Here is a 14,705-nt window from a genome sequence, read left to right as displayed (position 1 = left end):
GGAGACGGAGGGCGATCGGATCGAATGGATCCGCCTGAGGCCCTCAGACCCCGACGACGTGCGGGGGCGGCGGCGGCGCGAGCTTCCGGTGCGACTCGCCGTGGGCCTCGCGGTGCAGCCGCTCCATGCGCGTGTCGAGCTCCGAGGCGGCGGCCGCGGCATCCGTCAGGCTGTCCACGAGATGCGAGGGCACCTGATTCGAGAACTTGTAGTAGATCTTGTGCTCGAGGCTGGCCCAGAAGTCCATCGCAATGGTGCGGAACTGCACCTCGACCGGCACCGACAGCGGCCCCGTGGAGAGGAAGACCGGCACCTCGATGATCGCGTGCAGGCTCTTGTAGCCGTTCGCCTTCGGCGTCGCGATGTAGTCCTTCACCACGCGCACCGTCACGTCGTCCTGCTGGGTGAGCAGATCGAACAGGCGGTAGACGTCGGCGACGAAGCTGCAGGTCACGCGCACGCCGGCGATGTCGGTGATCTCGGAGCGGATGCGGGCGAAATCGGGTTCGTCGATGCCCTTGCGCGCGATCTTCTCGACGATGCTGTCGGGCGTCTTCAGCCGACTCTTCACGTGCTCGATCGGGTTGTACGCGTGGTCGTGCGTGAACTCGTCGCGCAGGATCGAGATCTTGGTCTCGACCTCGCGCATCCCGAACTCGTACTCGCGCAGGAAACGCTGGAACTCGTCACGCAGTTCGCGCGTCTTGCGGATGGAGTCCTCGGTGACCTGCAGGGTCGTCATGTCATCGACGTTACGGGTTCGTGATCGGAAACCGCTGTGCATCGTCGATGCGTCGCGGAAGCCGGACACGATCGGTTCCCGACCCCCGTGAGGATTCCGTGAGGGGCCACGACGCAGCCGTAGGGATTCCGTGAGGATTCCGTGCGGATGCCGTCGGTGAGCGTAGTGTCGGCCGACGTGTCAGACGAAACCCGAAAGAGCACGGATGCCCCGCCGCTGGCCAAGCGCATCCTGATCGGCGACCCGCTCACGAGCGAGGAGGTCGACGACCAGTTGCTCCCCAAGCGCATGGCGCTGCCGATCTTCGCGTCGGACGCCCTGAGCTCGGTGGCCTACGCGCCGCAGGAGCTGGTGATGATCCTGCTGATCGGCGGACTCACGTTCCTGTCGTTCACGCCGCTCGTCGCCGCAGCGGTCGTGCTGCTGCTGATCGTGGTGGTGCTCAGCTACCGCCAGCTCATCAAGGCCTACCCCTCGGGCGGCGGCGACTACGAGGTGGCCTCGAAGAACCTCGGCGAGATCCCCGGCGTGATCGTCGCGGCCGCGCTGCTGGTGGACTACGTGCTGACGGTGGCGGTCTCGGTGGCCTCGGGCGTCGACAACATCATCTCCGCCGTGCCGGCTCTCGACCCGGCGCGCGTCGAACTCGCCGTGGGCTTCGTGATCCTGATCATCATCGTGAACCTGCGCGGCGTGCGCGAGGCGTCCCTGGTGTTCGCGATCCCGACCTACGTGTTCATCGCCTCCGTCGGCGTCATGATCGTGACCGGCCTCTTCCGCACCGTGCTGGGCGATGCCCCGGTCGCGTCGAGCGCCGCGTTCTCCGTGCAGGCCGAGAACCTCAGTCAGGCCGCCGTGATCCTGCTCATCCTGCGCGCGTTCTCCAGCGGATGCTCGGCCCTCACCGGGGTCGAGGCCGTGTCGAACGGGGTGCCGGCCTTCCGCGCCCCCAAGGTGCGCAACGCCCAGTCGACGCTCGTGCTGATGGGGTCGATCGCGGCGTGCCTGTTCGCGGGTCTCACCGCCCTCGCCCTGATCACCGGGGTGCACTACGCCGAGAACCCCTGCGATCTGATCGGGTTCGACTGCTCGACCCCGCAGCCCAGCCTGATGGCGCAGATCGCGAGCGCGACCTTCGGCGGCGGCAGCATCCTCTTCTTCATCGTGCAGGCGGCCACGGCCTGCGTGCTGCTGCTCGCGGCGAACACCGCGTTCAACGGCTTCCCCCTGCTGGGGGCGGTGCTCGCGCGCGACGGCTACGCCCCCAAGTCGCTCAACACCCGCGGCGACCGGCTCGTGTTCTCGAACGGCATGATCCTGCTCGGCATCGGCGCGGTGATCGTGCTGGTGGTGTTCCAGGCGCGACTCACGACCCTGATCCAGCTCTACATCATCGGCGTCTTCGTGTCGTTCTCGCTGGGGCAGATCGGCATGGTGCGGCACTGGCGGCGGGTGCTGCGCGGGCCCGCCGAGGCGACACCGGGTTCCGGGATCGACGGGGCATCGGCATCCGACCGCCGTTCGGCGAAGATCGGGCTCATCATCAACTCGGCCGGCGCCGCGATGACGGTGGCCGTCCTCCTGATCGTGACCGTCACGAAGTTCACGCACGGCGCGTACCTGGTGTTCTTCGCGATCCCGATCCTCGCCTTCCTGATGCTGGGGGTGAAGCGGTACTACCGTGACGTGGAGCACGAGATCGAGATCGACGACACCACCCGTTTCGGCGCCACGGGCGATGTCGCGCTCGTGCTGGTCAGCCGCCTGCAGAAGCCGGTCGTGAAGGCCGTCGACTACGCGGTCGCGGCGAAGCACAGCAAGACCATCGCGGTTCATGTCGCCGTGGATGCCGCGACCGCCACCGACCTGCAGAAGCAGTGGGCGGACCACGCGATGCCCATCCCCCTCGTGATCCTCGAGTCGCCGTACCGGTCGTTCGCGCAGCCGGTCGCGCAGTTCATCACGCAGTACCGCGCCACGCACGGCTCGTCCGTCGTGACCGTGTACCTGCCGCAGTACATCGTGGGGCACTGGTGGGAGTCGTTCCTGCACAACCGGCGTGCGCGGCGGATGGCGAACCAGCTGATGCTCGTGCACGGCGTCTCGGTCACGCTGGTGCCGTGGCTGCTCGATTCCTCCGAGCTGATCTACGGCCGGCGCTCGCGTCCGCTGCCCGGACAGGAGCGCGCGGGGCGCCCGGTCATCGTCACCGGCCGGCGCGCGCACCGGCCGGAAGGTCCGCCGGAGGACTGACCCCGGGGACGACGGGCGGCGACGACGACCGGCGGCGCCTCAGCCGGAGACGAGAACGAGCACGAGCGTCGCCACCAGCACCGTCGGCACCGCGACGACGAGACCCCAGAGCATGAAGCGCCCCCAGCGGATGTCGACGCCGAGCGACACGACCCGGTGGTGCCACAGCAGGGTCGCCAGCGACGCCCAGGGCGTGACGAGCGGGCCGAGGTTCACCCCGATCAGCAGCGCCATCAGCGCGACGGGGTCGGTCGCGGCCGGCTCGAGGATCAGGTAGGCGGGCAGGTTGTTCACGCCGTTCGCGGCGAGCGCGCCGACGGCGGCCAACCGCAGCAGCTCCCCGACGCCGTGCCCCTCCGGGGCGATCGACAGCAGGAAGTCCAGGAGGCCGCCGGCGTGCGCGGTCTCCACGAGCACGAACAGCGCGGCGGCGAGCCCGAGCGCCTGCCAGGGCACCAGCGTCAGCCGCAGCACGTGCCGGCGGCGCACCGCGAACAGCACGACCATGAGCAGCGCGGCGGCCGTGGCGGGGATCCATACGTCGTGCGTCAGGGTGAGGAGCGGCAGGAGCACGATCAGCAGCGCGGCGGCTCCCCAGAACAGGGTGCGGTCGGACGGCGTGCCCGGCGGCGGCACCCGGTATGCGCCGAACAGGGTCCGGCGGTGCATCACCGTGAGGATCGCCACCGGGATCAGCACGCCGACGAGCGTCGGCGCCCAGCTCAGGGCGAGTAAGGCGGCGGGCTCGGCGCCGATCGCGGGGGCGGCCAGCAGGTTGGTCAGGTTCGAGACGGGAAGCGCGAGAGAGGCCGTGTTCGCCAACCACACGGTGGCGAGCGCGAACGGCAGGGGCGAGACGCCGACGCTCTGCGCCAGCACCACGACGACCGGGGTCACGATCACGGCCGTCGTGTCGAGCGAGAGGAACACCGTGCTCACGACCGCGAGCACGACCACGGAGGCCCACAGCGCGGCGACCCGGCCGCGACCCGCACGCGCGAGACGCTGCGCGAGCACATCGAAGACGCCGGCATCGCGGGCGAGTTCGGCGACGATCGTGATCGCGACGACGAAGCCCAGCACGGGCGCGATGCGAGCACCGAGGGCACCGGCATCCGCGGGTGGGAGCAGCCCGCTGACCACGCACACGGCGGCAAGGACGATCAGCGCCAGGACGATTCCCGTCCCCGCTCCGATCCGCCGCCTCGTCACACCCACTCCGAGAGCATAGATCCCCGGTGCCGCACCCCGAGAACAGGGGGAGCCGTGGATGCCGTGAGCAATCCGCATGCGTTGACGGCGCAGGCGTAGGGGAACCGTGAGGATCGCGGTTCGCCCCTGTCTCGGGGAGTTGTATCGACTCGTGCTCGACATCATCTACCTCGCGCTGACCTTCGCGCTGTTCGCCCTCGTCTCCCTGATCGCGAAGGGGGTGGAGCGACTGTGATCGTCTTCGGAATCGTCGCCGCCGCGCTCGCACTCGGCGCCGTCGTCTACCTCGTGATCGCCCTCGTCGCCCCGGAGAAGTTCTGATGAGCGCGCAGATCTGGTTCGGCATCCTCCAGGCCGCGGTGCTCATCGCCGCGCTCGTCCTGCTCTATCGTCCCCTCGGCGACTACATCGCCCGCGTCTACACCTCGGCCCGCGACAGCCGAGTCGAACGCGGTCTCTACCGCCTGGTCGGCGTCGATCCCTCGTCCGAGCAGACGTGGCGGGCATACGCACGCAGCGTGCTCGCGTTCTCGGTCGTCGGCATGGTCCTCGTCTACGGTCTGCAGCGCCTGCAGGCGTTCCTGCCGGAATCGCTGGGACTGCCCGCCGTCCCCGAGGGGTTGGCGTTCAACACCGCGGCCTCGTTCGTGGCCAACACCAACTGGCAGTCCTACTCGCCCGAACAGACCATGGGCTACGTCGTGCAGTTCGCGGGCCTCACGGTGCAGAACTTCGTCTCGGCCGCGGTCGGTCTCTCGGTCGCCATCGCGCTCACCCGTGCTCTCGCCCGTCGCGGATCGACCACGATCGGCAACTTCTGGGTCGACCTCTTCCGCGGACTCGGACGCCTGCTGCTGCCCCTCTCGGTGATCGCGGCTCTCGTGCTCCTGGCCGGCGGCGTCGTGCAGAACCTCGCCGGCTTCACCGAGATCACCACGGTCTCGGGTGCGACCCAGACCCTCCCCGGCGGCCCCGTCGCCTCGCAGGAGGCCATCAAGCTGCTCGGCACGAACGGCGGCGGCTTCTTCAACGCGAACTCGGCGCACCCGTTCGAGAACCCGACCGCGTGGACGAGCCTGTTCGAGATCCTGCTGATCCTCGCGATCCCCTTCTCGCTGCCGCGCACCTTCGGCCGCATGATCGGCGACCACCGTCAGGGATACGCGATCGCGGCCGTGATGGGCACGATCTTCCTGATCTCGACCTTCGCGCTCTCGGCGCTCGAACTGGCCGGACGCGGCACGGCGCCCGAGCTGGCCGGAGCGGCGCTGGAAGGCAAGGAGCAGCGCTTCGGCATCCTCGGATCCACGCTGTTCGGCAGCGCCAGCACGCTCACTTCGACGGGTGCGGTCAACTCGATGCACGACTCGTACACGGCGCTCGGCGGCATGATGCCGATGCTGAACATGATGCTCGGCGAGGTCGCCCCCGGCGGCGTCGGCTCGGGGCTCTACGGCATGCTCGTGCTCGCGATCATCGCGGTGTTCGTCGGCGGCCTGCTGGTCGGACGCACCCCCGAGTACCTCGGCAAGCGCATCGGCCCGAAGGAGATCAAGCTCGCGAGCCTGTACATCCTCGTGGTGCCCGCGCTCGTGCTGGGTGGCACCGCGCTGAGCTTCGCGATCCCCGGCATCCGCGCCGACGTGGAGGCGACCAGCATCCTGAACCCCGGGGTGCACGGCATGAGCGAGGTGCTCTACGCCTTCACCTCGGCCGCGAACAACAACGGCTCGGCCTTCGCGGGTCTGACCGCCAACACGCCGTGGTTCAACACCGCCCTGGGCGTGGCGATGCTGCTGGGTCGGTTCATCCCGATCGTGCTGGTGCTGGCGTTGGCCGGTGCGTTCGCCGCACAGGAGCGCGTGCCCGCGACATCCGGCACGCTTCCCACCCACCGGCCGCAGTTCGTCGGCCTGCTCCTCGCCGTGACGGTCATCGTCACCGCGCTCACCTACTTCCCGGTGCTCACCCTGGGCCCGCTCGCCGAAGGACTCGTCTGACCATGAACACGAACATCGACACCGACGTCTCGTCTCACTCCGCTCGCTCGACGACCGAGGGAGCGTCCGCGACCGTCGCACCCGCCCGCACCTTCGGCTGGGCCGCGCTCGTCCAGGCCCTGCCCGGAGCACTGCGCAAGCTGAACCCGGCCGCCCTCGTGCGCAACCCGGTCATGCTGCTGGTCTGGGTCGGCGCGGCGTTCACGACCGTGCTCGCGATCGCCGAGCCGTTCCTCGGCGGGCCGGGCGAGTCCGGCGGCACCGCGGTCCCTCCCCTGTTCACGGCGGGCATCGCGGTGTGGCTGTGGCTCACGGTCCTGTTCGCGAACGTCGCCGAATCCGTGGCCGAGGGGCGCGGCAAGGCGCAGGCCGCGAGTCTGCGCCAGACCCGCACGAGCACCATGGCGCGGCGGGTGCTGCGCCCCGCGGCGGATGCCGGTTTCGCCGATGTCGAGACCGTCGAGGTCTCATCGGCCGAGCTGCAGCGCGACGACGTGGTCCTGGTCGAGGCGGGAGATCTGATCCCGGGCGACGGCGACATCATCGCGGGCATCGCGACCGTCGACGAATCCGCGATCACGGGCGAGAGCGCCCCGGTGATCCGCGAGTCCGGCGGCGACCGCAGCGCCGTCACGGGTGGCACCCGCGTGCTGTCCGACCGCATCCTGGTGCGCATCACCTCGAAGCCGGGCGAGACCTTCGTCGATCGCATGATCGCCCTCGTGGAAGGCGCCAGCCGCCAGCGCACCCCCAACGAGATCGCCCTGAACATCCTGCTCGCGAGCCTGTCCATCGTGTTCGTGATCGTGGTGCTCGCCCTCAACCCCATCGCGGCGTACGCCGCCTCGCCGGTCAGCATCCCGGTGCTCATCGCCCTGCTGGTCTGCCTGATCCCCACCACGATCGGCGCCTTGCTCTCGGCCATCGGCATCGCCGGGATGGACCGCCTGGTGCAGCGCAACGTACTGGCGATGTCGGGGCGCGCGGTCGAGGCCGCCGGCGACGTGACCACGCTGCTGCTCGACAAGACCGGCACCATCACGTACGGCAACCGCCGGGCACACGAGGTGGTGCGGATGCCCGACGTCGACCCCGATGAGCTGCTGCGGACCGCGGCCCTGTCGTCGCTCGCCGATCCGACCCCCGAGGGCGCCTCGATCGTCGAGCTCGCCGCCGCCCGCGGCATCCACGTCGAGCTGCCGACGGACGCGGTGGTCGTGCCCTTCACGGCGCAGACCCGCATGAGCGGACTCGACCTCGCCGACGGCACGCAGATCCGCAAGGGCGCCGGCTCCGCGGTGCAGGCCTGGCTCGGGCTGACGGAGGCGGATGCCGAGCTCACGAGCCGGACGAACGCGATCGCCGAGAGCGGCGGCACGCCGCTCGTGGTCGCCGTGATGACGCCGGATGCCGCGTCATCCGGGCGGATCCTCGGTGTCGTGCACCTCAAGGACATCGTGAAGGACGGGCTGCGCGAGCGGTTCGACGAGCTGCGCAGCATGGGCATCCGCACCGTCATGATCACCGGCGACAACCCGCTCACGGCGAAGGCGATCGCGGCCGAGGCCGGGGTCGACGACTACCTCGCCGAAGCCACTCCCGAGCAGAAGCTGGCACTGATCCGGCGCGAGCAGGAGGGCGGACGCCTCGTCGCCATGACCGGTGACGGGACGAACGATGCCCCCGCACTCGCGCAGGCCGACGTCGGCGTGGCGATGAACACCGGCACCTCCGCCGCGAAGGAGGCCGGCAACATGGTCGACCTCGACTCCGATCCGACCAAGCTCATCGACATCGTGCGCATCGGCAAGCAGCTGCTGATCACCCGCGGCGCGCTCACCACGTTCTCGCTCGCGAACGACATCGCCAAGTACTTCGCGATCATCCCGGCGATGTTCATGGGGGTGTTCCCCGGGCTCGCGGTGCTCAACGTGATGCAGCTGCACTCCCCGGCCTCCGCGGTCACCAGCGCGATCATCTTCAACGCCATCGTGATCGTGTTCCTCATCCCGCTCGCGCTGCGCGGCGTGACCTACCGCCCCGCGAGCGCCAGCCGGATCCTCCAGCGCAACCTGCTGATCTACGGCCTCGGCGGCGTGATCGCCCCGTTCATCGGCATCAAGCTGATCGACCTCGCCGTCTCCCTCATCCCGGGCTTCTGACCTCGTCCTTCGTCTCGTCGCTTCGCTCCTCGCTCAGGATGCGGACCTCCCGGTTCCTGAGCGAGCGAAGCGAGACGAAGAGCCCACCCACGTTCTGAAAGGCACCTCATGTCCTCCACCCGCTCCTCCGTCCGCACGGCCGGTGTGGCTCTGCGCGCGATGCTCGTCATCACGCTCGTGCTCGGCCTCGGGTACACGGCGCTGATCACCGCCGTCGGTCAGCTCGCGCTGCCCTGGCAGGCGAACGGCTCGCTGCTCGCCGACGACCGGGGCAGCGCCCTGATCGGGCAGTCCTTCACCGATGCCGACGGTGACGCCCTGCCCGAGTACTTCCAGTCCCGTCCCTCCGCGGCCGGCGACGGCTACGACGGCGCCGCCTCGAGCGGCAGCAACCTCGGCCCCGAGAACGCCGACCTGATCGCGGCGATCGCCGAACGTCGCGATCGGATCGCCGCCCGCGAGGGCGTCTCCCCCGCCGATGTCCCCGCCGACGCGGTCACGGCGTCGGGCTCCGGTCTCGACCCGCACATCAGCGTCGCGTACGCGCTGCTGCAGGTGCCGCGGGTGGCCGAGGCGCGCGGGCTGACCGAGCAGGAGGTCCGCACGCTCGTGGAGTCTAGGATTCAAGGGCGGGATCTGGGATTCCTCGGCGAGGAGCGCATCAACGTCGCCGAGCTCAATCTCGCCCTCGATCAGCGGGAGGGCGCATGACACGAGAGCGACGGGGTCGGCTCCGCGTCCTCCTCGGCGCGGCCCCCGGCGTCGGCAAGACCTACGAGATGCTCGAGGAGGGCCGCCGGCTGCTCGACGAAGGCCGCGACGTGGTGATCGCCGTGGTCGAGACGCACGACCGGGCCGCGACCCTCGCGCAGACCGTCGGCCTGCCGGAGATCCCCCGCCGCACCTCCGTGCACCGCGGCGTCGCCCTCACCGAGCTCGACCTCGATGCCGTCCTCGCCCGCGCTCCCGAGATCGCCCTCGTCGACGAGCTCGCTCACACGAACATCCCCGACTCCGCGCACGCGAAGCGCTGGCAGGACGTCGACGCGCTGCTCGAGGCCGGCATCGACGTGGTCACGACCGTGAACGTGCAGCACATCGAGTCGCTCAACGCCGTGGTCGAGAAGATCACCGGCATCGCACAGCAGGAGACGATCCCGGATGCCGTGGTCCGCGCCGCCGACGAGATCGAGGTCGTCGACCTGGCCCCGCAGTCGCTGCGCGATCGGCTCGCGGCGGGCCTGGTGTACCCGGCCGAGCGCATCGACGCGGCGCTGTCGAACTACTTCCGCCTCGGCAACCTCACGGCCCTGCGGGAGCTCGCCCTGCTGTGGCTGGCCGACGAGGTCGACAGCGCGCTGCGCACCTACCGGGCCGACCACGGCATCGAGAACGTCTGGCAGGCGCGCGAGCGCGTGGTCGTGGCCCTCACGGGTGGCCCCGAGGGCGAGACCCTGCTGCGCCGCGGTGCGCGCATCGCGGCCCGGTCGGCGGGCGGCGAGCTGTTCGCGGTGCACATCTCCACGCAGGACGGCCTGCGTGATCAGACGCCGGGCGCGCTGGCCGCCCAGCGCACGCTCGTGGAGTCGCTGGGCGGCAGCTATCACCAGATCATCGGCGACGACATCCCCGGCGCGCTCGTCGAGTTCGCGCAGGGCGCCGACGCCACGCAGCTCGTGATCGGCGTGAGCAGACGGGGCCGGCTGATGGCCGCGCTGACCGGACCCGGCATCGGCGCCGAGGTCATCCGCCGCTCCGGCGACATCGACGTGCACATCGTCACGCATGCCGCGGCCGGAGGACGAGCCGCTCTCCCGCGCATCACCGGCGGGGCGCTCGGGTGGCGTCGGCAGCTGCTCGGCTTCGCGGTCGCCCTGGTCTTCGGGCCCCTGCTGTCGTGGCTGATGTTCACCTTCCGCAGCCCCGAGTCGATCACCGCCGAGGTGCTCGCGTATCAGCTCCTGGTCGTCGTGGTCGCGCTGATCGGCGGCATCCGGCCCGCGGTCTTCGCCGCCGTGCTGTCGGGGATCACGCTCGATCTGCTCTTCGTCGCTCCCCTGTTCACGATCACGATCGCGCATCCGCTGCACGTGCTCGCCCTCGTGCTGTACGTCGTGATCGCGATCCTGGTGAGCCTGATCGTCGACCAGGCCGCCCGCCGCGCCCGCACCGCCACCCGCGCCACCGCCGAGGCCGAGCTGCTCGCCGCGGTGGCCGGCAACGTGCTGCGCGGAGACAACGCGGTCCTCGCCCTGGCCAGCCGCGCCCGCGAGGCCTTCGGGCTCAGCGGCGTCCGGGTGCTCTCCCCGACCGGTGAGGTGCTGGCGCGCGACGGCGAACCCGTCGCCGACGGTCGGGCGACCCGCATCCCGGTGGGCCCCGAGGGCTCGGCACGCGCCGTGCTCGAGCTGCACGGCGACTCCCTCGACGCGCCCGCCCGACGCCTGCTCGACGCGATCGTCGCGCAGCTCGCGGCCGCGATCGAGCACACCGATCTGCGCGCGACCGCGAAGGAGGCCGCGGCCCTCGCCGAGACCGACCAGGTCCGCAGCGCGCTGCTCTCCGCCCTGAGCCACGATCTGCGGCGCCCCCTCGCCTCGGCCGTCGCGGCGATCGGCGGGCTGCGGGCCGCGCAGACCCTCTCCGACGAGGACCGCGCCGAACTGCTCGCGACCGCCGACGAGAGCCTCGCGACGCTGTCGACGCTGGTCACGGATCTGCTCGACGTGAGCCGCGTGCAGGCGGGCGTGCTCGGCGTCTCGGCGACGCGGATGGACGCCACGAGCCCGATCCTCGCGGCCATCGACGAGCTCGGCCTCGGCCCCGCCGACGTGGACCTCGCGCTCGATCCCGCTCTGCCGCCGCTGCAGGCCGACCCGGTGCTGCTGCAGCGCGTGCTCGTGAACGTGCTCGCGAACGCCCATCGCTACGCCCCGACGGGCACGCGCATCCTGGTCTCGACGAGCGCCCTCGGGGAGCGCGCCGAGATCCGCATCGTCGACCGCGGCGAGGGCGTGCCGGTCGAGCGACGCGACAGCATCTTCCAGCCCTTCCAGCGCTTCGGCGACACCGACAACACCACCGGCCTCGGCCTGGGACTGGCGCTGTCGCGCGGGTTCACCGAGGGCATGGGCGGTAGCCTGACTCCCGAGGACACCCCCGGCGGCGGCCTCACGATGGTCGTCTCCCTGCCTCTCGCCGGAGCGGCCGCGGGCCCCCGACAGACGCAGCAATCGCGAGAGACAGAGGCACAGTGAAGCTCCTCATCGCCGACGACGATCCGCAGATGGTGCGCGCCCTGCGCATCACCCTCGCCGCCCACGGCTACGAGGTCGTGGTCGCCTCCGACGGTGCGGCGGCCATCGCGGTCGCGGCCCAGACCCACCCCGACATCATCATGCTCGACCTGGGGATGCCGCGGCTCGACGGCATCGAGGTGATCCATGCCCTGCGCGGCTGGACGAGCGTGCCGATCATCGTGATCTCCGGCCGCACGGGCTCGGCCGACAAGGTCGACGCCCTCGACGCCGGCGCCGACGACTTCGTCACCAAGCCCTTCCAGGTCGACGAGCTGCTCGCGCGGCTGCGCGCGCTCTCGCGGCGGTCGGCGTCCGCGAGCGGCGAGTCCGCCGTGAGCTTCGGCGACGTCGTGGTGGACCTGGCGACCAAGACCGTCACGCGCGCCGGCACCCGGGTGCACCTGACTCCCACGGAGTGGCGGATGCTGGAGCATCTGTCCCGGCATCCGGGCGCCCTCGTGACCCGACAGGATCTGCTGAAGGAGATCTGGGGCAGCGAACAGGTCTCGGACTCGGGCTACCTGCGCCTCTACATGTCGCAGCTCCGGAAGAAGCTCGAGCGCGAGCCCAGCGCCCCGGTGCATCTGCTCACCGAATCGGGGATGGGCTACCGACTGGTGGTGTGAGGCTCGCGACCGAGCTCGCGGCGGTCAGGCCGGCGCGGCGACCCGGCGGCGATGCAGCACCGCGACGGCGCCGGTCGCGACGAGCACCACGGCCACGATGATCGCGGCGATCGCGGTGGTCGTGCTCTCGGGCTCGCCCGTGAGGCGTCCGACGGCCAGCCACGCGAGACCCCAGGAGGTCGCGAGCGCCGGCACGAGACGTCCGGTGAACCACGCGCTGGCGGCACCGATCACGAGCACGGCGACGAGCACCGCGACGGCCCAGACCTCGGCCTGATCCGCCCAGCTCGGCGGGGCGATCTGCGTGAGCCATGCGGTGGCGTTCGCGACGGTCGCGATCGTGACCCAGCCGAAGTGCAGGCCGTTCGCGCCGTCGGTCAGGATGCGGTCGGCGAGGGTGCGCGCGGGGAAGCGACCGAGGATCACGATCACGCGGGCGAGGGTCGCCAGCAGCAGCGCGATCACGAGCACGGTCAGCGGGAGCGTGAGGAACTGGGCGGTGACCAGCCACAGTCCGTTCAGGACGAGGGAGGCCGCGATCCAGCCGCCGACCGCGCGCTGGCGTTCGTCCGCGCGCTGGGCGGGGAGGGCCTGCCACACCGTGTAGGCGAGGAGTCCGAGGTAGATCAGCGACCAGATCGAGAACGCCGGACCGGCGGGGGCGAGGTACGACCCCTGCTCCGACAGCGCACCGTCCTGCAGGGCGTTCACCGAGGTCCCCCCGAACGCGCCGGCTCCGATCGTCGCCGCGATCAGCATGAAAGCGGCCGCGGCGATGATCACGGTCTGGCGGGCGATGTCCTGCTTCCGGGTGTCCATGACAGGGACGCTACCATGATTTCGCTAACTTGGTTAGCGACTTGCCGCGGCGACCGGGGGGCGGAGGGCGATCGCCGCATCGATCAGCACGGCGGCGGCATCGCGAGCCTGCACGGCCACCTGCGGATCGGCCGAGATCGCGGCCGTGCTCTGCGCCCCTTCCGCGAGGATCGCCAGCTGCGCCCCGAGCGCGGCGGGCGCCCCGATCTCCGCCACGAGCCCGGCCATGTACGTCTGGAACGACGCCTTGTGCGCGCGCACGATCCGCGTGACCTCGGCATTCGTGCCGCCGAGCTCGCCGAAGGCGTTGATGAAGGCGCAGCCGCGGAAGCCGTCGGTGCAGAACCAGTCCTCGAGGTAGCCGTACACCGACAGGAGCCGCTCGCGCGGGTCGGCACCGGCATCCGCCACGGCGGTCGACAGAGATGCCTCCCACTCCTCGTGCGTGCGTGCGAGCACCGCGGTCACGATGTCGGTCTTCGCGGGGAACAGCGCGTACAGCCGCCGCAGCGAGACTCCCGCCGCCGCACGCAGCTCATCCATGCCCACGGCCGCGTAGCCCTTGCGGTAGTACAGCTCCTCGGCGGCGGTGAGGATGCGGTCGCGTGCCTCGATGTCGGTCATGGGCAAGAGTTTACTTGACATGAGAACGAACGTTCTCTATGTTGGACCTATCGAGCGAGAACGATCGTTCTCACCGGAACCGAAAGGATCAGATCATGGGCTACATCACCGTCGGAAACGAGAACAGCACCCCGATCGAGCTCTACTACGAGGACCAGGGGTCCGGGCAGCCTGTCGTCCTGATCCATGGCTACCCGCTCGACGGCCACAGCTGGGAGCGCCAGACCCGCGAACTGCTCGCCCAGGGCTACCGCGTCATCACGTACGACCGCCGCGGCTTCGGCGGCTCGTCCAAGGTGCATGCCGGCTACGACTACGACACGTTCGCCGCCGACCTGAACACGGTGCTCGAGACCCTCGACCTGCGTGATGTCGTGCTCGTCGGCTTCTCGATGGGCACCGGCGAGCTCGCCCGCTACGTCGCGACGTACGGTCACGACCGGGTCGCCAAGCTTGCGTTCCTCGCCTCGCTCGAGCCCTTCCTGGTGCAGCGAGACGACAACCCCGAGGGTGTGCCGCAGGAGGTCTTCGACGGCATCGAGGCGGCGGCGAAGGGCGACCGTTTCGCCTGGTTCACCCAGTTCTACAACGACTTCTACAACCTCGACGAGAACCTCGGCTCGCGCATCAGCCAGGAGGCCGTCACCGGTAGCTGGAATGTCGCGGTCGGCAGCGCTCCCGTCGCCGCCTACGCCGTCGTCGCCTCCTGGATCGAGGACTTCCGCTCCGACGTCGAGGCCGTCGCCGCCGCGGGCAAGCCCACGCTGATCCTGCACGGCACGAAGGACAACATCCTCCCGATCGACGCGACCGCGCGCCGGTTCCACCAGGCCGTCCCCGCGGCCGACTACGTCGAGGTCGAGGGCGCCCCGCACGGGCTGCTCTGGACCCACGCCGATGAGGTCAACGCCGCCCTGAAGACCTTCCTCAGCAAGTAGGCCCTCGCGGTCAGCCTCCGCACGCGGCAC

At 70.4% G+C, this 14,705-nt stretch carries 13 protein-coding genes; 9 read left to right on the top strand and 4 right to left on the bottom strand.

Annotated elements, in window-relative coordinates:
- Positions 1-43: 43 nt before the first annotated feature.
- Positions 44-742 carry a GTP pyrophosphokinase gene (locus tag ACWA14_RS01510; RefSeq protein WP_463795682.1) on the bottom strand — a complete coding sequence of 233 codons (699 nt, stop codon included), beginning with the start codon at positions 740-742 and terminating at the stop codon, positions 44-46.
- A 147-nt stretch (positions 743-889) separates the two neighbouring features.
- On the opposite strand from ACWA14_RS01510, the gene ACWA14_RS01505 reads away from it, so the two are divergent.
- Positions 890-2,995: an APC family permease gene (locus ACWA14_RS01505; RefSeq protein WP_463795681.1), complete on the top strand. Its 2,106-nt coding sequence runs from the start codon at positions 890-892 to the stop codon at positions 2,993-2,995.
- A 39-nt stretch (positions 2,996-3,034) separates the two neighbouring features.
- Here ACWA14_RS01505 and ACWA14_RS01500 read toward each other — a convergent pair whose 3' ends face one another.
- Positions 3,035-4,207: an SLC13 family permease gene (locus ACWA14_RS01500; RefSeq protein WP_463795680.1), complete on the bottom strand. Its 1,173-nt coding sequence runs from the start codon at positions 4,205-4,207 to the stop codon at positions 3,035-3,037.
- A 106-nt stretch (positions 4,208-4,313) separates the two neighbouring features.
- Here ACWA14_RS01500 and ACWA14_RS01495 point away from each other — a divergent pair, with 106 nt between their 5' ends.
- The 7 genes from ACWA14_RS01495 (at position 4,314) to ACWA14_RS01465 (ending at position 12,294) form a co-directional block, all read left to right on the top strand.
- The gene (locus ACWA14_RS01495; protein WP_463795679.1) at positions 4,314-4,442 is read left to right on the top strand and encodes a hypothetical protein; all 129 of its coding nucleotides are present in this window, start codon (positions 4,314-4,316) and stop codon (positions 4,440-4,442) included.
- A complete protein-coding gene (locus ACWA14_RS01490) occupies positions 4,439-4,528 on the top strand; it encodes a potassium-transporting ATPase subunit F (protein ID WP_463795678.1) in 90 nt (29 codons plus the stop codon). Before ACWA14_RS01495 ends, ACWA14_RS01490 begins: the two co-directional genes overlap by 4 nt.
- On the top strand, positions 4,528-6,207 hold the full coding sequence (gene kdpA / locus ACWA14_RS01485) for a potassium-transporting ATPase subunit KdpA (protein WP_463795677.1): 1,680 nt from the start codon (positions 4,528-4,530) through the stop codon (positions 6,205-6,207). Before ACWA14_RS01490 ends, kdpA begins: the two co-directional genes overlap by 1 nt.
- Before the next feature lie 2 nt (positions 6,208-6,209).
- Complete coding sequence (gene kdpB, locus ACWA14_RS01480; protein WP_463795676.1) at positions 6,210-8,369, top strand: potassium-transporting ATPase subunit KdpB; 2,160 nt, start codon at positions 6,210-6,212, stop codon at positions 8,367-8,369.
- Positions 8,370-8,477: 108 nt separating this feature from the next.
- A complete protein-coding gene (gene kdpC / locus ACWA14_RS01475; RefSeq protein WP_463795675.1) occupies positions 8,478-9,080 on the top strand; it encodes a K(+)-transporting ATPase subunit C in 603 nt (200 codons plus the stop codon).
- Entirely contained in the window at positions 9,077-11,626 is a 2,550-nt protein-coding gene (locus tag ACWA14_RS01470; RefSeq protein WP_463795674.1) for an ATP-binding protein, read from the top strand. Before kdpC ends, ACWA14_RS01470 begins: the two co-directional genes overlap by 4 nt.
- Positions 11,623-12,294 (top strand): response regulator, encoded by a 672-nt coding sequence (locus tag ACWA14_RS01465; protein WP_463795673.1) that lies wholly within the window; start codon positions 11,623-11,625, stop codon positions 12,292-12,294. The genes ACWA14_RS01470 and ACWA14_RS01465 overlap by 4 nt, the downstream gene beginning before the upstream one ends.
- Before the next feature lie 24 nt (positions 12,295-12,318).
- Here ACWA14_RS01465 and ACWA14_RS01460 read toward each other — a convergent pair whose 3' ends face one another.
- Both ACWA14_RS01460 and ACWA14_RS01455 read right to left on the bottom strand, forming a co-directional pair.
- Complete coding sequence (locus ACWA14_RS01460) at positions 12,319-13,113, bottom strand: TspO/MBR family protein (protein ID WP_463795672.1); 795 nt, start codon at positions 13,111-13,113, stop codon at positions 12,319-12,321.
- A 33-nt stretch (positions 13,114-13,146) separates the two neighbouring features.
- Positions 13,147-13,737 (bottom strand): TetR/AcrR family transcriptional regulator, encoded by a 591-nt coding sequence (locus ACWA14_RS01455; RefSeq protein WP_463795671.1) that lies wholly within the window; start codon positions 13,735-13,737, stop codon positions 13,147-13,149.
- Positions 13,738-13,832: 95 nt separating this feature from the next.
- Between ACWA14_RS01455 and ACWA14_RS01450 the strand changes: the two genes are divergently transcribed.
- On the top strand, positions 13,833-14,675 hold the full coding sequence (locus tag ACWA14_RS01450) for an alpha/beta fold hydrolase (protein ID WP_463795670.1): 843 nt from the start codon (positions 13,833-13,835) through the stop codon (positions 14,673-14,675).
- Positions 14,676-14,705: the final 30 nt, after the last annotated feature.

Source organism: Microbacterium sp. TW_SC_2 (genome assembly GCF_055361165.1).
The sequence above is the reverse complement of the archived record's forward strand: the minus strand, read 5'-3'. Positions and strand labels throughout refer to the sequence as shown.

Excerpts from the sequence above, each read along its gene's own strand:
- ACWA14_RS01505 (WP_463795681.1), top strand. The coding sequence starts at position 890 with ATGCCGTCGGTGAGCGTAGTGTCGGCCGACGTGTCAGACGAAACCCGA.
- kdpA (WP_463795677.1), top strand. The coding sequence starts at position 4,528 with ATGAGCGCGCAGATCTGGTTCGGCATCCTCCAGGCCGCGGTGCTCATC.
- kdpB (WP_463795676.1), top strand. The coding sequence starts at position 6,210 with ATGAACACGAACATCGACACCGACGTCTCGTCTCACTCCGCTCGCTCG.
- ACWA14_RS01460 (WP_463795672.1), bottom strand. The coding sequence starts at position 13,113 with ATGGACACCCGGAAGCAGGACATCGCCCGCCAGACCGTGATCATCGCC.
- ACWA14_RS01510 (WP_463795682.1), bottom strand. The coding sequence starts at position 742 with ATGACGACCCTGCAGGTCACCGAGGACTCCATCCGCAAGACGCGCGAA.
- kdpC (WP_463795675.1), top strand. The coding sequence starts at position 8,478 with ATGTCCTCCACCCGCTCCTCCGTCCGCACGGCCGGTGTGGCTCTGCGC.
- ACWA14_RS01470 (WP_463795674.1), top strand. The coding sequence starts at position 9,077 with ATGACACGAGAGCGACGGGGTCGGCTCCGCGTCCTCCTCGGCGCGGCC.
- ACWA14_RS01450 (WP_463795670.1), top strand. The coding sequence starts at position 13,833 with ATGGGCTACATCACCGTCGGAAACGAGAACAGCACCCCGATCGAGCTC.
- ACWA14_RS01455 (WP_463795671.1), bottom strand. The coding sequence starts at position 13,737 with ATGACCGACATCGAGGCACGCGACCGCATCCTCACCGCCGCCGAGGAG.